13 protein-coding genes are annotated in these 22649 nt (G+C 70.6%); 10 read left to right on the forward strand and 3 right to left on the reverse strand.

Annotated features, from left to right (window positions below; translation table 11 throughout):
* Positions 1–34: 34 nt before the first annotated feature.
* Together RZO50_RS06190 and RZO50_RS06195 are read right to left on the reverse strand one after the other, a co-directional pair.
* On the reverse strand, positions 35–562 hold the full coding sequence (locus RZO50_RS06190) for a hypothetical protein (RefSeq protein ID WP_322598852.1): 528 nt from the start codon (positions 560–562) through the stop codon (positions 35–37).
* A 133-nt stretch (positions 563–695) separates the two neighbouring features.
* Positions 696–1559 carry a spermidine synthase gene (locus tag RZO50_RS06195; RefSeq protein WP_322598853.1) on the reverse strand — a complete coding sequence of 288 codons (864 nt, stop codon included), beginning with the start codon at positions 1557–1559 and terminating at the stop codon, positions 696–698.
* A gap of 52 nt (positions 1560–1611) precedes the next feature.
* Between RZO50_RS06195 and RZO50_RS06200 the strand changes: the two genes are divergently transcribed.
* The 5 genes from RZO50_RS06200 (at position 1612) to RZO50_RS06220 (ending at position 12435) form a co-directional block, all read left to right on the forward strand.
* Positions 1612–2367 (forward strand): 5-oxoprolinase subunit PxpA, encoded by a 756-nt coding sequence (locus RZO50_RS06200; RefSeq protein ID WP_322598854.1) that lies wholly within the window; start codon positions 1612–1614, stop codon positions 2365–2367.
* Entirely contained in the window at positions 2367–4007 is a 1641-nt protein-coding gene (locus RZO50_RS06205) for a 5-oxoprolinase subunit B/C family protein (RefSeq protein WP_322599562.1), read from the forward strand. The genes RZO50_RS06200 and RZO50_RS06205 overlap by 1 nt, the downstream gene beginning before the upstream one ends.
* 271 nt (positions 4008–4278) lie before the next feature.
* Entirely contained in the window at positions 4279–7770 is a 3492-nt protein-coding gene (gene rpoB / locus RZO50_RS06210; RefSeq protein ID WP_322598855.1) for a DNA-directed RNA polymerase subunit beta, read from the forward strand.
* 37 nt (positions 7771–7807) lie between these two features.
* On the forward strand, positions 7808–11680 hold the full coding sequence (gene rpoC / locus RZO50_RS06215) for a DNA-directed RNA polymerase subunit beta' (protein WP_322598856.1): 3873 nt from the start codon (positions 7808–7810) through the stop codon (positions 11678–11680).
* Between the two features lie 134 nt (positions 11681–11814).
* On the forward strand, positions 11815–12435 hold the full coding sequence (locus RZO50_RS06220) for a hypothetical protein (RefSeq protein WP_322598857.1): 621 nt from the start codon (positions 11815–11817) through the stop codon (positions 12433–12435).
* 1 nt (position 12436) lies between these two features.
* On the opposite strand, the gene RZO50_RS06225 is transcribed toward RZO50_RS06220, so the two are convergent.
* Positions 12437–13048, reverse strand: coding sequence for a hypothetical protein (locus RZO50_RS06225; RefSeq protein ID WP_322598858.1), 612 nt, complete (start codon positions 13046–13048; stop codon positions 12437–12439).
* A gap of 152 nt (positions 13049–13200) precedes the next feature.
* Here RZO50_RS06225 and RZO50_RS06230 point away from each other — a divergent pair, with 152 nt between their 5' ends.
* From RZO50_RS06230 to RZO50_RS06250, 5 genes are all read left to right on the forward strand, one after another.
* Positions 13201–14142 carry an ABC transporter gene (locus tag RZO50_RS06230; protein WP_322598859.1) on the forward strand — a complete coding sequence of 314 codons (942 nt, stop codon included), beginning with the start codon at positions 13201–13203 and terminating at the stop codon, positions 14140–14142.
* A gap of 7 nt (positions 14143–14149) precedes the next feature.
* On the forward strand, positions 14150–14653 hold the full coding sequence (locus tag RZO50_RS06235; RefSeq protein ID WP_322598860.1) for a hypothetical protein: 504 nt from the start codon (positions 14150–14152) through the stop codon (positions 14651–14653).
* 53 nt (positions 14654–14706) lie between these two features.
* Entirely contained in the window at positions 14707–15360 is a 654-nt protein-coding gene (locus RZO50_RS06240; protein ID WP_322598861.1) for a spermidine/putrescine ABC transporter substrate-binding protein, read from the forward strand.
* A gap of 189 nt (positions 15361–15549) precedes the next feature.
* The gene (locus RZO50_RS06245; protein WP_322598862.1) at positions 15550–16680 is read left to right on the forward strand and encodes a serine/threonine-protein kinase; all 1131 of its coding nucleotides are present in this window, start codon (positions 15550–15552) and stop codon (positions 16678–16680) included.
* 1 nt (position 16681) lies between these two features.
* A complete protein-coding gene (locus RZO50_RS06250) occupies positions 16682–22630 on the forward strand; it encodes an Ig-like domain-containing protein (protein WP_322598863.1) in 5949 nt (1982 codons plus the stop codon).
* Positions 22631–22649: the final 19 nt, after the last annotated feature.

Raw genomic sequence — 22649 nt, forward strand, 5'->3', positions numbered from 1 at the left:
ACTCGGCGGGACCCATCCGCGGGGACCGCGCCGCTCAGCTGGCCACCGCGGTCTGTGCGCGTCGCCGGTCGCAGAGGTCGATCGCCAGGAGGACGGTCTGCAGTTGCGACTCCGGAGCCCCCGACTCCTGGCGCAGGAACAGGGTCCGCTTGAAGTCGCGGCGGGCATCCTCGAACTCGCCGGCGTCGAAGTTGACCTTGCCGCGGTGCTGCAGGGCGAAAGCGGCGATCGCGGACCATCCCTGCCCCTCGGCCTCTTCCGCGCAGGTGGTCAGCTCCTGCTCCGCCGCCGCGTAGGCCCCACGGGCCTGGACGACCGTGGCGTGCAGGATGCGCGCGCGCAGCAGATCCTTGCGGGTGCCGGCCATGCGGGCGAAGCGCACAGCCTGCTCCGAGAGGCTGAGGGCTTCGCCGGTCTCGCCGAGCACCTTCAGCAGCCACACGCGTTCGAGCATCGAGACCAGGCTGCGCTGCTCGCCGATCTCTGCCAGCCGCTCCTTGCACTGGGCCGGGTCGACGATCTCCCGCAGCGTGTCGGGGTCGTATCCGTGGATGTAGCTCACCGTCGACTCCCTTCGCGCGTGCGGTTCGCCTCCTCAGTGTGCCCTCCGGGGACGCCGGTTCCGGGCGGGCACGCCGATGTGTCGCATCCCGCCCCGCCGCATCCCGCCCCGCGAGTGTGCGGCGGCGGAGGGGTCAGCGCTCGAAGAGAGTGGACGAGGGTTTCGGGGACGCCACGGCGTCGGCGTCGGTGGTCGGGCGTGCGCCGCGCACGAAGTCGTCGATCTCACGCCCCTCGGCGACTTTCGCGGGGTGCGGTCCGGCGGCCATGAGCCGCGGAAGCCACGCGGTGGGCAGGGATGCGGCCGATGCGGCGATCACGAGGTTGCCGAATCGGCGTCCCTTGAGGGTCTGCACCTCGGCGAGCACGATCACGTTCGCCAGCACCTCGCGCACCGTCGCGACCTGACGGCGCGCGAAGGCGAGTCCCGCTCCGTCGGCGACGTTCACCAGCAGCACGCCGTCGGGGGCGAGCAGGCGTGCGGCGGCGGTGTAGAACTCCGCCGAGGTCAGGTGTGCGGGGATCTGTGCGCCGGCGTAGACGTCGACCACGAGCACGTCGACCTGCCCGACCAGCCCGGCAGGGAAGCGGTCGAGGGCGGCGCGCGCATCGCCGATCCGCACCCGGATCGACGCGCCGCGGGGCAGCGGCAGGCGTTCGCGCACGAGGGCGATGAGGTCGGGTTCGAGTTCCACGACCTGCTGGCGGGACCCCGGACGGGTCGCCTCGACGTAGCGCGGCAGGGTGAGCGCTCCGGCGCCCAGGTGCACCGCCGTCACCGGCTGACCGGGGAGCTTCAGCCGGTCGATGACCGCGGCCATCCGTGCGATGTACTCGAAGTGCAGGTGGGTGGGGTCATCCAGGTCGACGTGCGACTGCGGAGTCCCGTCGACGATGAGTTCGTACCCCGAGGTGTACGGCGAGGGTTCGACCGAGGCGAGGGACCCGTCGCCGAGGCGAACCGGTGGTTCGGGCTGCTCATCGCGGGTGCGGGCCATCCTCCCAGCTTGCCCGATGCCGACACGCGGTGGTCGCCGGTACCGTGAGGCCATGCCGGTCATCGATCTGAACGCCGACCTCGGCGAGACCGTCGACGGCGTGCCGACCGCCGACGATGAGGCCATGTTCGCCATCGTCACCAGCGCCAGCGTCGCGTGCGGGGGTCACGCCGGCGACGCCCGCTCGATGCGCGAATCGGTGACGCGTGCGGCGCGGCACGGCGTGGCCGTCGGGGCGCACCCCTCCTACCCGGATGCGGCGGGGTTCGGCCGCGAGCCGATGACGATGACCGCCGCGGCGCTGCGCGAGACGCTGGACCGGCAGGTGGACGCGCTCGCGGCTGCCGGCGGCGACATCCGCTATGTCAAACCCCACGGCGCGCTCTACCATGCGGTGTCCGCCGACGCGGCGACCGCGCGCGTGGTCGCCGCCTCCGTCCGGCGCCTGGCCGATGACCTCGGCCGCGACCTGCCGCTGCTCGGTCTCGGCGGGGAGGGGGAGCGCGCCGCCGAGGCGGCGGGGATCCCCTTCGTGCGCGAGGCGTTCCTCGACCGCGGGTACCTCCCCGATGGGAGCCTCGTGCCGCGGCGCGAGCACGGTGCGCTCCTGGCCGATGCGGATGCGGTCGCGTCCCGAGCGGTCCTCCTGGCCGTCGAGGGGCGCGTCGCGGCGGTGGACGGCACGATGGTCGCCGCTGACGCCGCCTCGCTGTGCGTGCACGGTGACACCCCCGCTGCGGTGGCGATGGCCCGCGCGGTGCGCGCAGCGCTGGATGCTGCCGGGGTCGAGGTGAGGGCGCCGTGGTGATGGCGGCGGGGGCGGGGCGGCGGCTTCTGCCGATGGGGGAGCGGGCGGTCCTCGTCGAGGTGCCGACGCTGTCGGACGTGATCGCCCTCCACTCCGCGCTCGAGGCGACGGCGCCCGCCGGCCTGATCGACCTGGTCCCCGCTGCGCGTACGGTGCTCGTGCACGTCGACCCCGCGGTGCTTCCCCTCGCGGCCGCGCGCGAGTGGATCGCCGGCGTCACCGGGCGCGCGTTCGATGCGTCGCCCGCGGCCGGGGAGGTCATCCTGGACATCCGGTACGACGGCGCCGACCTCGCCGAAACGGCGGCCCTGCTGGCGATCGGGGTCGACGAGCTCGTGCGCCGCCATTCCGGTGCGGTGTGGACGGTCGCCTTCACGGGTTTCGCGCCGGGGTTCGGGTATCTCGTGAGTGAGGACTGGGCCTTCGACGTGCCGCGCCTGGATGCGCCGCGGACACGTGTGCCGGCCGGCGCGGTGGGCCTGGCAGCCGGCTTCACCGGCGCCTACCCCCGCGAGACCCCCGGCGGATGGCGTCTCATCGGCAGGACCGATACGTCGCTGTTCGACCCGGATGCGACCGATCCCGCCGTGCTCGCACCGGGAACCCGCGTCCGGTTCCGCCCCCGGTCGGCGTCGGCGTCGGCAACGGCGTCGGCAACGGCCTCCGCAACGGACACGAATTCAGGCCAGGAGGCGGCGCCGGAGGCGACACGCCGTCCCATCCGGCCGCCGACCCTCGTCCAGCCTGAGTTCGTGCACGGTGAATCGGAGCGGGGGCGGGGACTGGAGATCATCGACGCCGGTCTGCTCGCCACGGTGCAGGATCTCGGACGACCGGGCCGCGCCGCCCTCGGGGTGGCGCGTTCGGGCGCGATGGACCGCGGCGCGCTGCGGACCGGCAACCGACTCGTCGGCAACCCCGAGGGGCGGGCCGGGATCGAGATCACGATGGGCGGTTTCCGTGCGCGGGCAGGGGAGCGGCTGTGGTTCGCGGTGACCGGCGCATGGGGGCCGGTGCGGCTGGACGGACGCACCGTCGACCCCTACCTCGCGCATGAGTGGCCCGCCGGGAGCGAACTGCACATCGACTGGGCCACGCACGGGGCGCGGATGATGCTCGCGCTTCGGGGCGGCGTCGACGTCGACGAGGTGCTCGGCTCGCGCAGCACCGACGTGCTGGCCGGTCTCGGTCCCGATCGGCTGGTCGCCGGCGCGTGGGTGCCGGTCGGGGAGGATCCCGCGGCACCCATCCCTGCGGCGCCGCCGGCCGCATGGGGCGCACCCGCGGACGATCTCGAGATCCTCCTCGCACCGGGGGCGCGGGCCGAATGGTTCACCGACGCCGCCGTTGCGGCGCTGTTCGAGGCGGAATGGACCGTCGGCGACGAGGCGGACCGGGTGGGGATGCGGTTGGACGGGCCGGCGCTGCCGCGCCGCATCGACGGTGAGCTCGCGAGCGAGGGCATGGTCGTCGGCGCGATGCAGGTGCCGCCGAGCGGTCGCCCCACGGTGCTCTGCGCCGATGGGCCCGTCACCGGCGGGTACCCGGTCATCGCGGTGGTGGCAGATGCGTCGCTGGACGCGCTCGCGCAGGCGCGCCCGGGCGCGAGAGTGCGTTTCCGGCACGCGAAACCCGCGTGATCGCGCGGGGTCGCGGGGACGAGGCGCGCGATTTATACCCCACGAGGCGGGTCGGGTCAAGGATCGGCTGGACATGGCGCGTCGCGCCCCGTATAGTTGGTCCTTGCGCTTGGATTCCCCCTGCCCTCATATGGTGGTCGGCGGTGTCGGTGTGCCCCCGCTTCATCGCGCGATACGAAGCGGCGTGCGGCTCATGGACTTCGGGGACGACTGAGCACTCCACCTGACGACAAGGAAACAGGCCCCGCCCGGGCCCACGGAGGTAATCCCCTTGGCTGCTGCGAGCAACGCATCCACCACCACCCTGAAGAACGGACGCGGAGCTTCCCGTCTCTCGTTCGCCAAAATCTCCGACACGCTGACGGTCCCGGACCTGCTGGCGCTGCAGACCGAGTCCTTCGACTGGCTCGTCGGCAACGAGGCGTGGCGTGAGCGCCTCGCCGAAGCGCAGGCCGCCGGACGCACCGACGTCGCCCTGCAGAGCGGTCTGGAGGAGATCTTCGAGGAGATCTCCCCCATCGAGGACCTCTCGGAGACGATGCAGCTGTCGTTCACGAACCCCTACCTCGAGCCCGAGAAGTACTCCATCGAAGAGTGCAAGGAGCGCGGGAAGACGTATGCCGCCCCGCTCTACGTCGAAGCCGAGTTCATGAACCACCAGACCGGTGAGATCAAGACCCAGACGGTCTTCATGGGCGACTTCCCGCTCCAGACCGACAAGGGCACGTTCATCATCAACGGCACCGAGCGTGTCGTCGTGTCGCAGCTGGTGCGTTCGCCCGGTGTCTACTTCGACAAGACGCCCGACAAGACCAGCGACAAGGACATCGTCTCGGCCCGCGTCATCCCGAGCCGCGGCGCCTGGCTCGAGTTCGAGATCGACAAGCGCGACCAGGTCGGCGTGCGCATCGACCGCAAGCGCAAGCAGTCGGTCACCGTCTTCCTCAAGGCCCTCGGCCTCACCAGCGAAGACATCCTCAACGAATTCGCCGGCTTCACCTCCATCGAGGAGACCCTCGAGAAGGACACCATCCTCACCAAGGAGGATGCGCTGCGCGACATCTACCGGAAGCTCCGTCCGGGCGAGCAGGTCGCCGCCGAGGCCGCCCGCGCGCTGCTGGACAACTTCTACTTCAACCCGAAGCGCTACGACCTCGCCAAGGTGGGTCGCTACAAGATCAACCGCAAGCTCGGACTCGAGGGCGAACTGACCGACTCGGTGCTGACCGTCGACGACATCGTCGCCACGATCAAGTACCTGGTCCGTCTGCACCGCGGCGACACCACCTTCACCGGCATGCGTGCCGGGCAGGAAGCCGAGATCCGCATGGACGTCGATGACATCGACAACTTCGGCAACCGTCGTATCCGCGCCGTCGGCGAGCTCATCCAGAACCAGGTCCGCACCGGTCTGTCCCGCATGGAGCGCGTCGTCCGCGAGCGCATGACCACGCAGGACATCGAGGCGATCACCCCGCAGACCCTGATCAACGTGCGCCCCGTCGTCGCGGCGATCAAGGAATTCTTCGGCACCTCGCAGCTGTCGCAGTTCATGGACCAGAACAACCCGCTCGCGGGTCTGACCCACAAGCGCCGCCTGTCGGCGCTGGGCCCCGGCGGTCTGTCGCGTGAGCGCGCCGGCGTCGAGGTCCGCGACGTCCACCCCTCGCACTACGGCCGCATGTGCCCGATCGAGACGCCGGAAGGCCCGAACATCGGTCTGATCGGTTCGCTCGCGTCGTTCGCGCGCATCAACGCGTTCGGCTTCATCGAGACGCCGTACCGCAAGGTCGAGAACGGTCGCGTCACCGACGAGATCCAGTACCTGACCGCCGCCGAGGAGGACGACTTCATCGTCGCCCAGGCCAACGCGCCCCTCAAGGCCGACGGCCACTTCGAGGAGACCCGCGTGCTCGCCCGTTCGAAGGGCGGCGAGGTGGAGCTCGTTCCGGCCGAGGACATCGGCTACATGGACGTCTCGCCGCGTCAGATGGTGTCGGTGGCGACCTCGCTGATCCCGTTCCTCGAGCACGACGACGCCAACCGCGCCCTCATGGGTGCGAACATGCAGCGTCAGGCCGTGCCGCTGCTGCGCAGCGACTCGCCGCTGGTCGGTACCGGTATGGAAGGCTACGCCGCCGTCGACGCCGGAGACGTCATCACCGCGCAGAAGTCCGGTGTGGTCATGGAGGTCTCGGCCGACGTCGTGACCGTGCAGCTGGACGAGGGCGGCACGCAGGATTACTACCTGCGCAAGTTCGACCGCTCGAACCAGGGCACCAGCTACAACCAGCGCGTCGTCGTTTCGGCGGGGGAGCGGATCGAGGCCGGTGAGGTCATCGCCGACGGTCCCGCGACCGAGAACGGCGAGCTCGCCCTCGGCAAGAACCTCCTCGTCGCGTTCATGACGTGGGAGGGGCACAACTTCGAGGACGCCATCATCCTGAGCCAGGACCTGGTCAAGGAGGACACCCTCTCGTCGATCCACATCGAGGAGTACGAGGTCGACGCCCGCGACACCAAGCTCGGCAAGGAGGAGATCACCCGTGACCTCCCCAACGTCAGCCCGGACCTGCTGAAGGACCTGGACGAGCGCGGCATCATCCGCATCGGCGCCGAGGTTCGCCCCGGAGACATCCTCGTCGGCAAGGTCACGCCCAAGGGCGAGACCGAGCTGAGCGCCGAGGAGCGCCTGCTGCGTGCGATCTTCAACGAGAAGAGCCGCGAAGTCCGCGACACCTCCCTCAAGGTGCCCCATGGCGAGCAGGGCACGATCATCGCCGTGAAGGAGTTCGACGCCGAGGAGGGCGACGACGAGCTGGGCTCGGGCGTCAACCGCCGCGTCGTGGTCTACATCGCCCAGAAGCGCAAGATCACCGAGGGTGACAAGCTCGCCGGCCGTCACGGCAACAAGGGCGTCATCGCGAAGATCCTCCCCGTCGAGGACATGCCGTTCCTGCCGGACGGCACGCCGGTGGACATCGTCCTGAACCCGCTCGGCATCCCGGGCCGAATGAACTTCGGCCAGGTGCTGGAGCTCCACCTCGGATGGATCGCCAAGCAGGGCTGGAAGGTCGAGGGCACCCCCGAGTGGGCCGCCAAGCTGCCAGAGCAGGCCCGCGAGGCCGCCCCCGGTACCAAGGTCGCCACCCCGGTGTTCGACGGTGCGTTCGAGTCGGAGCTGGTCGGTCTGCTCGACTCGACGCTCCCGAACCGCGACGGCGACCGCATGATCGACTCCAGCGGCAAGACGCAGCTGTTCGACGGTCGTTCGGGGGAGCCGTTCCCGGCCCCGATCTCGGTCGGCTACATGTACATCCTGAAGCTGCACCACCTCGTCGACGACAAGATCCACGCGCGTTCGACCGGTCCGTACTCGATGATCACCCAGCAGCCGCTCGGTGGGAAGGCGCAGTTCGGCGGTCAGCGCTTCGGTGAGATGGAGGTGTGGGCCCTCGAGGCCTACGGTGCCGCGTACGCGCTGCAGGAGCTCCTCACGATCAAGTCCGACGACATCCTCGGCCGCGTCAAGGTGTACGAGTCGATCGTCAAGGGCGAGAACATCCAGGAGCCCGGCATCCCCGAGTCCTTCAAGGTGCTCATGAAGGAGATGCAGTCGCTCTGCCTGAACGTCGAGGTCCTCTCGGCCGACGGCACCGCGGTCAACCTCCGCGACACCGACGACGACGCCTTCCGCGCGGCGGAGGAGCTCGGCATCAACATCTCCACCCGGTTCGAGTCCTCGTCGATCGACGAGATCTGAGCCAGGCCGAAAAATTTTCTGAGACACAGGAGAACTAGTGCTCGACGCAACAACTTTTGACGAGCTTCGCATCGGTCTGGCCACCGCCGACGACATCCGTCGTTGGTCCTACGGCGAGGTCAAGAAGCCCGAGACCATCAACTACCGCACCCTGAAGCCGGAGAAGGACGGTCTGTTCGGTGAGCAGATCTTCGGACCCAGCCGCGACTGGGAGTGCTCGTGCGGCAAGTACAAGCGCGTCCGCTTCAAGGGCATCGTCTGCGAGCGCTGCGGCGTGGAGGTCACCAAGTCCTCCGTGCGCCGTGAGCGCATGGGTCACATCGAACTGGCCGCCCCGGTCACCCACATCTGGTACTTCAAGGGCGTGCCCTCGCGCCTCGGGTACCTGCTGGACATGGCGCCGAAGGACCTCGAGAAGGTCATCTACTTCGCCGCCTACATGGTGATCTCGGTCGACGAGGAGGCGCGTCACCGCGACCTCCCGACGCACGAGAACAACCTCCGGCTCGAGATGAAGAACCTCGCCGACCGCCGCGACTCGCGTATCGCGACCCGCCTGCAGAAGCTGGAGGAGGAGCTCGCGACGCTCGAGGAGGAGGGCGCCAAGGCCGATCAGAAGAAGAAGGCCAAGGACGCCGCCGAGAAGGAGATGACCTCGATCCGCAAGAACGCGGACGACTCCATCGCCAAGCTCGAGCGCGTGTGGGATGAGTTCCGCAACCTGGAGGTCGGCTCGCTGAAGGGCGAGGACGAGATCTTCCACGAGCTGCAGGACCGGTTCGGACAGTACTTCGAGGCCCACATGGGCGCGGAGTCGATCCAGCGCCGCCTGTCGACCTTCGACCTGGCCGCCGAGGCCGAGAGCCTGCACCTGCAGATCGCCGAGGGCAAGGGCCAGCGCAAGATCCGCGCGATCAAGCGCCTGAAGGTCGTCAACTCGTTCCTGCAGACGGGCATGAGCCCGGCCGCGATGGTGCTCGACGTCGTCCCGGTGATCCCGCCGGAGCTGCGCCCGATGGTCCAGCTCGACGGTGGCCGTTTCGCGACCTCCGACCTGAACGACCTGTACCGCCGCGTGATCAACCGCAACAACCGTCTGCGTCGCCTGATCGACCTCGGTGCTCCCGAGATCATCGTCAACAACGAGAAGCGGATGCTGCAGGAGGCCGTCGACGCGCTGTTCGACAACGGTCGCCGCGGTCGCCCCGTCACCGGCACCGGCAACCGTGCGCTGAAGTCCCTCAGCGACATGCTGAAGGGCAAGCAGGGTCGGTTCCGTCAGAACCTGCTCGGAAAGCGCGTGGACTACTCGGGCCGTTCGGTCATCGTCGTGGGTCCGCGTCTGCAGCTGCACCAGTGCGGTCTGCCGAAGCAGATGGCGCTCGAGCTGTTCAAGCCGTTCGTGATCAAGCGCCTCATCGACCTCGGTCACTCGCAGAACATCAAGGCCGCCAAGCGCGCCGTCGAGCGTTACCGCCCCGAGGTGTGGGACGTGCTCGAGGAGATCATCCGCGAGCGTCCCGTCCTGCTGAACCGCGCCCCCACGCTCCACCGCTTGGGCATCCAGGCGTTCGAGCCGCAGCTGGTCGAGGGCAAGGCCATCCAGCTCCACCCGCTCGTGTGCGCGGCGTTCAACGCCGACTTCGACGGTGACCAGATGGCCGTCCACCTGCCGCTGTCGGTCGAGGCCCAGGCCGAGGCCCGCGTGCTGATGCTCGCCTCGAACAACATCCTCAAGCCGTCGGACGGCCGGCCGGTGACCCTGCCCTCGCAGGACATGATCATCGGTCTGCACCACCTGACCACGGTCATCGAGGGTGCCACCGGTGAGGGCCGTGTGTTCGGCTCGGTCGCCGAGGCGATCATGGCCAAGGACGAGGGGACCCTCGACCTGCAGGCCAAGGTCCGCATCCGGGTGCCGGGGCTGACCTTCCTCGAGGGCGAAGCGCCCGAGGGCTACGACCAGCACGGGCTGCTGGACGCGTCCCTCGGCCAGGCGATCTTCAACGACGCCATGCCCAAGGGCTACCCGTTCGTGCGCGAGCAGGCCGACAAGGGCAAGCTCTCGCAGATCGTGAACAAGCTCGCCGAGGAGTACCCCAAGGTGGAGGTCGCCAAGACCCTCGACCGCATCAAGGACGCCGGCTTCTACTGGGCCACCCGCTCGGGTGTGACCGTGGCGCTCAGCGACATCCTCACGCCTCCGGAGAAGCGTGAGATCGTCGCCAAGCACGAGAAGCAGGCCGCCAAGGCGCAGTCGCAGTTCGAGAAGGGTCTCATCACCGACGCCGAGCGTCGTCAGGAGCTCATCCAGATCTGGACCGAGGCGACCGACGAGGTGCAGAAGGCGATGCGCGCGCACTTCCCGGAGTCCAACACCATCAACCGCATGGTGTCCTCGGGCGCCCGTGGTAACTGGCTGCAGATCCGCAACATCGCCGGTATGCGCGGCCTGGTGAACAACCCCAAGGGTGAGATCATCCCGCGTCCGATCATCTCCTCGTACCGCGAGGGGCTGTCGGTGGCGGAGTACTTCATCGCCACGCACGGTGCCCGTAAGGGTCTGGCCGACACGGCCCTCCGTACCGCCGACTCGGGTTACCTGACCCGTCGCCTCGTGGACGTGTCGCAGGATGTCATCATCCGCGAGGACGACTGCGGCACGAACAAGGGTCTCGAGTTCGTCATCGCGGCGCCCGGCTCGGACGGTCAGCTCGTGCGCGACCCGAACGTCGAGAACTCGGTGTTCGCCCGCACCCTCGCCGTCGACGCCGTCGACGGGAAGGGCGAGGTCGTCCTCGAGGCCGGTTCGGATGTCGGTGACCCGGAGATCAACCAGCTGATCGAGGCCGGTGTCGAGAGCATCAAGGTGCGCTCGGTGCTGACCTGCGACTCGGCTGTCGGTGTCTGCGCGCAGTGCTATGGCCGGTCGTTGGCCACCGGCTCGCTCGTCGACATCGGTGAGGCCGTCGGCATCATCGCTGCCCAGTCGATCGGTGAGCCCGGCACCCAGCTGACGATGCGTACCTTCCACACGGGTGGTTCGGCATCGGCGGATGACATCACGCAGGGTCTGCCCCGCGTGCAGGAGCTGTTCGAGGCGCGTACCCCGAAGGGTGCCTCGCCGATCGCCGAGTCCGATGGACGCATCACGATCGACGAGACCGAGAAGAGCAAGAAGGTCATCCTCACGCCCGACAACGGCGACGAGCCGCACGTCTACCCCGTGCTCAAGCGTGCGACGCTGCTGGTCGAGGACGGCCAGCACGTCACCGTCGGTCAGCCCCTCCAGGTCGGCACGCTCGACCCGAAGGAGATCATGCGCGTGCAGGGTGCCCGCGAGGTGCAGAAGTACCTCGTCGGCGGCGTGCAGGGCGTGTACCGCTCGCAGGGTGTGCCGATCCACGACAAGCACATCGAGGTCATCGTCCGTCAGATGCTGCGGAAGGTCACCGTGGTCGACCACGGCGACACCCCGCTGCTGCCCGGCGAGATGGTCGACTTCAAGCGCTACCAGCAGATCAACCGCGAGGCCGTGACCCAGGGCCAGCGTCCCGCATCGGGTCGCCCGGAGCTCATGGGGATCACCAAGGCGTCGCTGGCGACCGAGTCGTGGCTGTCGGCCGCGTCGTTCCAGGAGACGACGCGCGTGCTGACGCAGGCCGCGATGGAGGGCAAGAGCGACCCGCTGGTGGGCCTGAAGGAGAACGTGATCATCGGAAAGCTGATCCCGGCCGGTACCGGCCTGGCGAAGTACCGCAATGTCACGGTCGAGGCGACGGAGGAGGCGAAGAGCGAGCGGTACCCCAACCGCATCTTCGCGTCGGACGGCGCCTACAGCGACAGCGACCTGAGCTACGTCGACTTCGACAGCTTCTCCACGGACGACTTCAGCGGAAACTACAACTGAGTCCACATCGACTCAGGGTCGAGGAGCGGCTCGCCGCTCGTTCCCACGAGTCGCACAGGACGGGCCCCGGCAATGCCGGGGCCCGTCCTCGTTTCGACGTACGGTGGAGGGCGGCGACGAAAGGGGAACCGCGGATGGCGCGAACGGGCGGCAGGAGCCTGTGGCTGGCCGTGCCCATCGGGCTCATCTGCCTCGTCGTCGTGGGCGCGCTGGGGTGGTTCGCCGCACCGTCGGTCCCGGGCGTGGTCGGGTTCGTGGGCGATGCCCTGCGGTTCGGCAGCGCCCAGAGCGTCGAGGCTGATCCGACGCCGCCGCCGGCCGATGTCGTCACCGCCGAGGGTTTCACCGACATCGACTGCCGCGCCCTGTATCCGAACGATCTGTGGGCCGACGTCGTCTGGAGCCCGGATGCCCTTCTGGTGCAGAGCACCGATGACCCGACCACGGCTGCCGAAGGTCTCATCGAGGTGCTGTCACCGGCGGTGGCCGTCACCTGCTCCTGGCGGTCGGAGTACGGAACGCTCGCTACGAGCCTGTCCACCGTGGGTGAGGATGCGGTGACCGTCGCCGATGCCGCGCTGCGCGGTCAGGGGTTCTCCTGTGACACGGGTGAGGGGTCGCTGACGTGCACCCGCATGTCGGGGGCGGACATCGAGACGCACACGATCCGCGACGGGGTGTGGCTCGTCACGGTGGAATCGGCGTGGCACCCCGAGGACTACGCCGCGCGGATCGTCGCGCAGGTGTGGGGCTGACTCACTCGTCCCAGATCGCGGCGATCACCGAGGAGGTGTACCCCGCGGGCGCGAGATTCGAGTAGCGGGTGTCGATCAGCAGGTCGGCGCGCCAGAACAGGGTGCGGCCGTCGGTGACCGGGTAGTCGGGGTTCTCCCAGGTCTTCTCGCAGCGGGTGCCGCCGTCGGGCGTGTAGCAGGTGTAGCCCTCGTCCGCCACGAGCGCGTTGAGCTGGTCGAGGGCCGGCCCTCGCGACATCCGCTCGATGGTGGTCACCAGGCTCGTGGTGTCCGAGGCCGGGTCGGCCCAGATGCACGTGAGCGAACCGTCGGCCTGGACCCCGCTGGGTCCGAAGGCGGGATCGTTCAGCGGGATGCCGTACAGCTGCGCCTGGACGTCTTCGCTGACCAGGTCGAGACAATCCGTCGGCACGGCCGCGGCCGCTTCCGCAGTGGCGGTGGGGCTCGGGTCGGGAGTCATCGTCTCGACCGGGGAGGGCAGGCCTGAGATCCCCTTGTCGCTGACGGTGGGCGCGGGGGATGCGGACGGGTCGGGTGCGCACGCGGCGAGCGCGGCGGCGGCCACCACGAGGGCCGCCGCGAGGGCGGGTCGGAGCGTGCGGCGGCGGATCATGCTGACACCTTAGGCCCGCGCGGGCCGCGTGGGGCTGAAGATCCACGTGGAATCGCGTGGCGCAACGCCCGGCACGCCTACGGTCCAGTCGGCCTGCGCCGGGATATCTTCGCTAGGGCGGGGATCGTCCCCGCGTGAGGAGTGCGATCACGATGAGTGACCCGAAGTCGTCGTACGGTGAGCCGGTCGAAGAGCCCGGCCCGGTGGATGACGTGGTCGGGCAGGCCAACGCCGGCCTTGCCGACGCCGAGGCCGCCCGTCGCGAAGAGGCCGAGGCTGCGGCTGCGGCCGAGCAGACCCCTGACCACGCCGAGCCGGTCGTCGATGACGCCGCCACGACGGCGTATTCCGCCCCCGTGGAGGAGCCGGCGGTGTCTGCCGCCGAGCCCGTGGACGAGACGCCGGTCGCCACCGATCCCGCCGCCCCGTACACCGAGCGCAGCTACGAGGTCCCCTCCTGGGCGGAGGAGCCCGCCGCGGGGTCGGCCGATCGGGAACCCGCGTACGCTGCGCCGGCGCCGAGCCCGCAGCCGATCTTCGTCCAGGCTCCTGAAGCCCCGCGCCCTCGAGGCAACCGTGCCGCCGCCGGCGCGATCGGCGTCCTGGCAGCGCTGACCTTCGCCGTGCTCTACCTCGCCGCGTGGCTCGGCTTCGGAGCGATCGAGGGCGCCGTGACCGTCGACTCGGTCGGCGCCGATGCGCTCGCCGCGCTGGGTACGGCCGCCCTGTGGGTGCCCGTCGTGGTGTTCTTCCTGTCGTTCTGGCTGCTGGGGGCGATCATCAACCGCGGCCGCTGGGGTGCGTGGGTGATCTTCGGTCTCCTCGTGGGTGCTGCCGCGTACGGCGGACACATCCTGGGCCAGCTCTTCCAGGCGCCCTTCTGGATGCTGACCGCCCGCGAGGGGGCCGCTCTCGTCGAGGGCCAGCTGCTCGCGCCGCTGGCGATCGTGGCATTCGTCCTCGGGCGGGAACTGACCATCTGGTACGGCGCGTGGGTCGCCTCACGCGGCAAGCGCGTGACCGAGCTGAACACCGAGGCGCAGCGCGAGTACGAGCGCACCCTCGAGGCGGGACCCCAGCTGGTCCGCTCCTGACCGCACCGTGACCACGACGCCCGGCGCACCCGATCCCTCCCCGTCCGGTGGGGGCCCGGTGCGACCGGGCGTCGCCGTCGTGTTCGCGACGGTCGGCTACCTCGCCCTGCTGATCTTCGGTCTCGGGATGACGAGCCTGATCATCGACGAGGCCGTCATCGCGCAGCCCGGTCTCGGCCAGGCGCCGGGGGCGGTCGCGGTCGCCGCGTCACTCGCCGCGTTCGCTGCAGGCCTGTTCGCGGTCGTGCGCCGCGCCGACCCGCGACCACGGTCTGCGCCGGTCATCGCTGCGGTGACCGGGCTGGCCTACCTCGTCGGACTCTGGGTCACGGCCCTGGGCACCGGCGCGGGCCTGGGCTCCGCCACGGGCGTGGCCGCACGGGTGGCCACATCATGGTTCGGGCTCGTGGTGCTCGTCGCCGCGGTGCTCTCGGCCTGGGCGGGGATCGAGCTCGCGCGTACCCGGTCCGCCCGGCCGAGGTGGTCGTGGGAAGACGAGGACGACGTGTGAGTCGAGAGCGCGGAAACCCGGTCGGATCGGGGGCGGAGGGCTACCGTGGAAGGGTGGAGCGGTCGCTCGAGACGCAGGTCAGCCAGGCGGTGGACGCCTGGCTGCGCTGGCTGCCGCGGTGGGAGCCGGCGACCCACCGGGGTCGCATCGCCCCGTGCCGTCGCTGCTTCGGCTCCCCGGTGCTCTCGGCTGCCGGTCTCGGCGCCGACGTGCCGCACGGGGTGCAGCACGGCCTGTCGACACGTATCAAGACCATCGTCGATCACGCCGTCGCGGATTACACCGCGCAGAACCTGCCGATGCTCCAGGCGGAGCTGGATCAGCAGGCCGCGCGGAATCGGGCCCGCAGCTACCGGCCCGCCGAAGACCTCGCACCGGAGTTCGAGGGTCTGCCGCTGGACCCCGATCCGGTGCCCGGGGCGCCGTTCCTGTTCACCATCGCGGGGCTGGCCGAAGAAGCCGATGCCGATATCCCCGCGCTCCCGCCGCTCAGCGACGAGGCCAAGGCCGCGTTGCGTCAGGAGGTCGGCCTCGCGGACGACTACGCCAATATGGTGGGCCGGGACGTGTGCTCCCTGCTGCTGGCTCATCGCCTCCGCATCCAAGCGGCGGTGACCGAGCTGGTCGAGCCGCAGATCGCGGCCATGCTCGAGGAGCTCACGCGGTCTCTGGATTCTCCGTTCGACGATCCGCCCGCGCTCACCTGACGCGCACCTCAGTCCCGCCGAACCCACCCTTCCGCGCCGAGTCCGCCCCCAATCGACGTCAGGAAAGGGCGGTCTCGGCGGGAACGGGTGGATTCGCGGCGGGGTGGCACGGCGGCGGGGCGGCGGGATGCGCGGGGTGGCGCTTGTTAGCATGGGCGGGCGCTCGCGCCAGAGAGTCGGGGAGGAACGGTGGCCGCTCGCCTGCCTTCTTCGCCGCCGATCCTGCCGGGTCTCGCCTATATCCGACCCCTGGGCTCGGGCGGGTTCGCCGACGTGTTCCTGTACGAGCAGGACATGCCCCGCCGGGACGTCGCGGTCAAGGTGCTGCCGAGCGATGTGCGCGAGGCCGATCTGCGGCGGATGTTCAATGCCGAGGCGGACGTGCTGGCCCGGCTGTCGGCTCACCCGTCGATCGTGACCGTCTACCAGGCCGGGATCTCGGCCGACGGCCGACCGTTTATCGTGATGGAGTTCTGCCCCGGATCGATGTCGCAGCGCTACCGCGTCGAGCGGATGCCGGTCCCGGAGGTGCTCTCGATCGGCGTGCGCATGGCGTCGGCCCTCGAGTCGGCCCACCGCGCCGGGCTCGTTCACCGCGACGTCAAGCCGAGCAACATCCTCGTGACGACTTTCGGAACCCCGGTCCTCGCCGACTTCGGCATCTCGTCGTCGCTGATCGGCACGCAGGCCGAAGAGGTCCTGGCGATGTCGATTCCGTGGTCGGCTCCCGAGGTCGTCGCGGAGGAGACCGCCGGAACGATCTCGAGCGAAGTGTGGAGCCTCGGGGCCACCGTCTACTCGCTCCTGGCCGGGCGGTCGCCCTTCGAACGTCGTGAGCGCGGCCAGAACTCCAAAGACCTCCTCCGACGGCGGATCGCCCGTGCCGCCTTCACGCCCATCCCTCGCCCGGATGTCCCCGACGCGCTTCAGGACGTCCTGGCACGGTCGATGAGTCGGATCCCGGCCCAGCGCTATGCTTCCGCGCGCGAGTTCGCCCAGGCCCTCCAGAGTGTTCAGCAGGAGCTCGGGATCTCCCCGACGCCCCTCGAGGTGCCCGCCTCGGAGTGGACACCGGGGACCGCTCCGATCGACTTCGGCGACAGCGAGCTGCGCGGCCCCGCCCGCTCGCAGGTCGCGCGGGAGACACGACGCAAGACGGCCCCTCGCAGCGGCGTGGCCGCGCTCGCGCGCGACGAGGACACCGAGTTCACCTCCCCCGACCGGGCCCGCCGGCGCATGCTTCCGTGGGCGGTCGTGGTCGTCGCGGCCGTCGGGACGGCCGGCGTGCTCGCCGCGCTGCTGACCACGGGGGTGGTCTGAGGTGCGGCGCCGCACGCGCGCCGGTGTCGTGGCGGCCGTGGCCGCCGTCGGGGTGGTGCTCACGGCGGGCATCGTCTGGCCCGGACTCGATGCGCAGGAGACGCCCGACATCGATGTGTCCGTCTGGGCGCTGCAGACCGGCGACGGTTCGCGCTATGCCCGTGTGAACACCGCCATCGGGGAATTGGACACCGTGCGCACGGTGTCCAACCCGAGCGACGTCGCGCAGAACGCCGAGGGGACCTTCCTCTTCTCCGACAGCTGGTCGAAGCTCACGCGGATCGACGAGGCACTGCCGTCGGACCTCGACGACGAAGCCCTCCGGGCCTCGCCGTCCACGCCGGCCGGCACCACCACCGTCGCGACCGCGGGTGCCTATGTCGCCTACCTCACCGACGCCGGCACCGTCTTCGCGGGTGAACTGGCCGGCGAGGCGGTGCAGCTCGATCCGTTCGCGGGCGGCGACGAGGACGCACCCGCGTACACCGCCGAGGCCCTTGCCGTCGCCGACGACGGCATCCTCTTCGCCTACTCCGCCGCGGATGCGTCGGTCCTCCGGTGGGACATCCCGTCGGGGCGGATGCAGGAGCGCGACGCGCTCGCGCTCCCGGACCTCGCACGGCCGCGCCTGACCGCGGCGGGTGACGCCTGGGCCGTGGTCGATGCCGATGACGGACGGATCTGGTTGGAGGGTCTCGCCGAGCCCCTCACCGTCGAGGTCGCCGGGTCGGTCGTGGTCGGCCGTGCCGCCGCCGAGGGGGACTCGGTGTACGTCGCCGACGAGACCAGCCTCGTCCGTGTCCCGGTCGACGGTTCCGCCCCCGACACCGAGCGTGGTGGCACGACGGTCCTCGGCGCGCCGGCGGCACCGGTCACGGTGGACGGCGAGGTGTACGCCGCATGGCTGCCGGAGGGGGATGGCGCCGGCCTGCTGTGGAGCTCCATCGACGGGGAGACCGTACTGGACTATGCGGGTGAGACGCTCGGCGAGCAGCGGCGTCCTCAGTTCGTGGTCGGACAGGGCGCGGTGATCCTCAACGAGACGCGAAGCGGCTGGGTGTGGACGGTCCCCGACGGCGGCCTGGTCGCCTCCAGCCAGAACTGGGCGCTCGATGACCGCGTCGACCCGGAGTCGGAGCCGAGCGACGAGCAGCTGGCCGTCCAGGTCGACCCGAAGCCGCCCGTCGCCGAACCGGATGCCTTCGGGGTGCGTTCGGGTTCCCTGACGACCCTTCCGGTGCTGATGAACGACCACGACCCGAACGAGGACGTGCTCACGATCGACCCCGCATCGGTCACCGGCCTCGATCCCGCTTTCGGGGCGGTCGGGATCACCGACGACGGACAGCGGCTGAGCGTGCAGGTCGAGCCGGGTGCGACCGGGTCGGCGACGTTCGCCTACGCCGTCACCGACGGCACGGCCGAAGGCGGGTTGACCTCCGACAGCACGACCGTGACGCTCTCGGTCGCCGAGGCCGGTGTGGAGAGTGCCCCGCGGTGGTGCGGTGTCGAGGGGTGCCTGGTGTCGTGGCCCGCGCCCGAGGTCGCGCGCGGCGGCACGGTGACCGTGCCCGTCCTGCCCGGATGGGTCGACCCCGAGGGGGACCCGCTGCTGCTGCTGTCGGTCGAGAACCCCTCGGGTGTCGGGAACGTCGCCGCCACCCCGGCGGGGGAGGTGGTCTACCAGCACGACGACGACGGCGCCGGCTCGGAGGAGCTCGTCGACCTGCAGGTCACCGTCGCCGACACCCTCGGTCAGGCGACCACGAAGTCTCTGCTCGTGCGCGTCTCGCCGCAGCCGCAGCTGGTGGCGCAGTCCTTCTCGGTCGTCGACACCGTCGGCGCCGGCCTCACCGTCGACGTCGTCGATCATGTGACCGGCACGGCGGGGGCGATGGTGCTGGAGTCGGTGCGCGTCCTGGACGAGGCGGCGGCCACCGCCACGGTGGTCGGCGGCTCGACGCGGTTCGACGTCGCGGCCGACGAGCCGGGCACCTATCGCGTGGACTACACCGTCACCGACGGTGAGAGCACGGCGGTGGCGACGGCCCGCATCACGCTGCTGGATCCGGAGGCGCCGGCCGATCTCGCGACCGCGCCCGTCGTGGCCTTCGTGCACCCGCAGGAGGACGCCACGCTGGAGGTGTTCGCGGCGGTGTCGAACCCGACCCGCCGGGTGCTCCTGCTCAGCGAGATCGAGCCGCGGCCGGACGAGGGGGCGACGCTGAGCGTCGACGGCGTCGGTCAGAAGGACCTCCGGGTGTCGGGCACGACGGCCACCGGCGAACCCGGGCGCCTCGGAACGGTCGCCTACACCGTCAGCGACGGCACACAGGACGGCGGCGCGAGCGTCCGCGGTGAAGCGACGGTCTACCTGCTCCCACCGGCCCCCGAACGGGCCCCGATCGCCGTGGACGACGTCGTCGTGGTGCGAACCGGCGCTCAGGTCGACATCCCGGTCCTCGACAACGACGTCACCCCATCGGGCGGGCGTCCCGTGCTGAACCCGGCATCGGTGGTGTCCTCCTCGCCGGAGGCGCTCGCCTTCGCCTCCGGCGAGGTCCTCCGCTACCTCGCGCCGGACGACCCGGGCAGCCACACCGTCGAGTACGCCGCATCGGCGACCGGCTCACCCGGCCTGGAGGACACCGCGACGGTGCGCATCGAGGTGCTGGATTCCGACGCCAACCGGCCACCCTCGCCCGACACCCTCGAAGCGCGCGTGCTGAGCGGCCTGACCACGCGCATCCCGTTCGACGGCTTCGGGATGGATCCGGACGGCGACGTGGTCCGCCTCGACGCGGTCGTCTCTCAACCGGATTCCGGGGTGGCGACCATCTCGGCCGACGGTACGGCGCTGGTCTACTCGAGTGTGGCCGGCGACAGCGGTCAGGACGCCTTCCGCTACCGCGTTGTGGACGAGTCCGGGCAGACGGGGGAGGGCACGGTCCGGGTCGGTGTGCTCGATTCGGTCGCCGACCCCAGCCCGGTGACCTTCACCGACTACGTCCGGGTGCAGGTCGGTGCCGACAACGTCGTGCGGGTGGACGCGGTGGCCAACGACATCGATCCCACCGGCGGCGATCTCTCGATCCGCGCCGTGCGGCCGGACCAGCCCGAGGTTCTCGTCGACGGGACTCCCAACCCCGAATACGCGCGCCTGGCCGGTCTGGTCGACACCGACGGCGAGCGCACACTCGTGATCGGAGCCGGCGACCAGATCGGCACGATGGCCTTCCTCTACGACGTCGCCTCAACCTCCGGCAACACCGCGCGAGGGCTGGTCGTGGTCAAGGTGGTCCGTGAAGCGGTGCCGGCGTTCCCCGTCGTCGAAGACACCGTGCTCACGGTGGAGACGCGTGACGACTTCGTCGACGGCGTCGACGTGCTCGCCGGGAAGACCGCGTGGTCCGGCGGCGAGATCGCCGACCTCGAGCTGGGGCTCTGGGGGGATCCGGACGACGTCGAGGTCGTCGGTGCACGTCTCGCGGGAGAGGTGCCGGACCGCACCCGCATCATCCCGTTCTCGGTCACCGGCGACGCGACCGGCGGCGAGGTCACCACCTACGCGTTCCTGCGTGTGCCGGGCGAGGACGACATCGAGCTCGCGTTGCGGGCGGGGGTTCCGGCGCCCGAGGTGACCGAGCTCGAGTCGGTCACCTTCGACCTCGCCGACCATGTCGCGCTGCCGCGGGGCTCCGACCTCGAGGTCGGCGAGCAGGTGCGCGCGGCGGGTGCGCGTGCCGAGGCCGAGTGCCGCGCCGCGGCGGGGACCCGGATCACCTACGACGCCGGTGCCGGCGCGCCCTTCTCCGATGCGTGCCAGGTGCCCGTGCGCCTGGTGGGTCAGTCCGAGTGGACCTATCTCTCCGTGCCGGTGACGGTCGTCGCGCTCGACCCGCAGCCGGAGCTGGGTCCGGCCTCGCTGACGGTGGGACCGGGTGAGAGCGACACGTTCGACCTGCGCGAGATGACGTCGTGGCAGCTGCGGGAGGACTGGAGCGGGATCTCCTACGCCGTCTCGGCGGAGGGTGCCTCCTTCGACGTGGCCCTCGCCGGATCCGTCGTGACCATCACGGGTGCCGACGACGCGGTCCCGGGCCGGCAGGAAGCGGTGGTCGTCTCGGTGACCAGCCACCCCGGGGTCGCCTCGGCCCGACTGCTGCTGCGCGTGGGCGCCGCACCGTCGACTCTGCCGCGCGGCGGCTCGGTCACCCAGCAGTGCTCCCAGGCGGCGGGCAGCCAGTGCACGATCCCGGTCATCGGGGCAGGCGGCGAGGTGAATCCGCTGCCGGGCACCCCGCTCGAGGTCGTGGATGTGACGGCCACCGGCGCGTGCACGGGCGTGACCTTCGCGGTCGCCGATGCATCCAGCGTCGTGGCGTCCTGGTCGGGGGATGCCCCGGGGGCGACGTGCACGGCCTCGTTCTCGGTCCAGGACGCGCAGGGGCGGGTCTCGGCGGGGGAGCGCGACGGAAGCGTACTGCTGGACCTTCAGGGGTACCCGCGTGCTCCGGCGTCGCTGACCCAGACGGCCTATTCCGACCGCAGCCTCACTCTGCGCGTCGACCCCGGGTCGGCTCGACAGGCCTACCCCGCCCTCACCGGGTTCGTCGTGCGCACGGGCGGCCAGGTGGTCGCCCGGTGCGGTGCCGACGGGACCTGCCCGGCGATCGCGGCGCCCAACGGTGAGCAGCGCGTGTACGAGGTGCGTGCCGTGAACGCGGTCGGGGAGTCGCGCACCGGCGTCGGGACGACGGCGTGGGCGTACGACCCGCCGCCGGCGCCGGAGGCCGTCACGGCGTACCCCGTCCCCACGTCGTCCGGCGAGGGGGGTGTGATCTCCCTGGAGGTGACCGGGATCAGCCCCGCCGAGACCGGGAGCCTCCGGGTGACCAGCCCGTCGGGGGACGACGTGAGCGTGTCGGTGTCCCGGGACCAGACGCGGGTGACCGTGCGGGAGTACCGCATCGGCGTCAACACGGCCTCGACCGTCACGGTCACGCCCGTCTCGCGCTTCGACGTGCCGCCGGGGTTGGGCGGCAGTGCATCCGGATCCGCCGTCACCGTCGCGGCCAACGGCATCGGCGCGCCGAAGAACGCGCAGCTGACCCTGACGGCCACCAACGACGGCGACGGCACCGCCACGATCACCGCAACCGCCACGGCCACCGTCAACGGGCAGGGGTCGACGCTGCGGTACGACATCGTGGAGCAAGGACGCCTCTGTCGGCCGGACGAGGACGGGGCGCGGGCCGAGTTCGAGGTGCGCGACGGCGAGGAGTACACGTACGAGATGTGCGTCGAATCGCGGTACGACGGTCGCGACTACGGCGAGGTCACCGTCACACGCACCGTCTACGCGGTGCAGGACGACACGCTCCCGCAGGGCTACACCTTCGTCGTGGACCCGCGACCCGACGTCACCTCCGCCCGTGCCGAGTGGCGCATCCGGCAGGCGCCCTCCTCCGACGAGGACCCGCCTCGCTTCAACGAGCCCGACTTCAGCGGCTACCCGACGAGCGTGTTCGACCGCGACCCCGGCATCGACGTGCGCTACGTGCACGACTGGCGCGGGGCCACCACCGGATGGGCCGATGTCACCCCGCGTGCCGGCAGCGCGCCGTACCAGGTGCAGGCGACCTGGTCGGCGACCTCGTGCGTCGGGGGAGGCACGCTGCAGACCGCCGGGTCGTCCTCGAACGCGCCGGGCGGCGGCGCCGCCTCGATCACGTTCGGGAACGCCTCGCTGCGGTATTTCGACGCGGACGGGACCCGCCTGCCGCACACCGCGGGCACGTGGGAGGTCCCCCTCGGCGCGGCGTACGTCGAGGGGATCGCGGTGACGGTGGACTGGAGTGCTCAGGGCTGGGGACTCCAGAACGCGCAGACCACCTTCGGTGCGACATGCCAGCCCGGCGACGCGCCGCCGCAGACCCCGGCCGGCTGAGGCCAGAACGGACGAGGAA

The sequence above is a fragment of the Microbacterium xanthum genome (genome assembly GCF_034531355.1).
Taxonomy (GTDB): domain Bacteria; phylum Actinomycetota; class Actinomycetes; order Actinomycetales; family Microbacteriaceae; genus Microbacterium; species Microbacterium xanthum.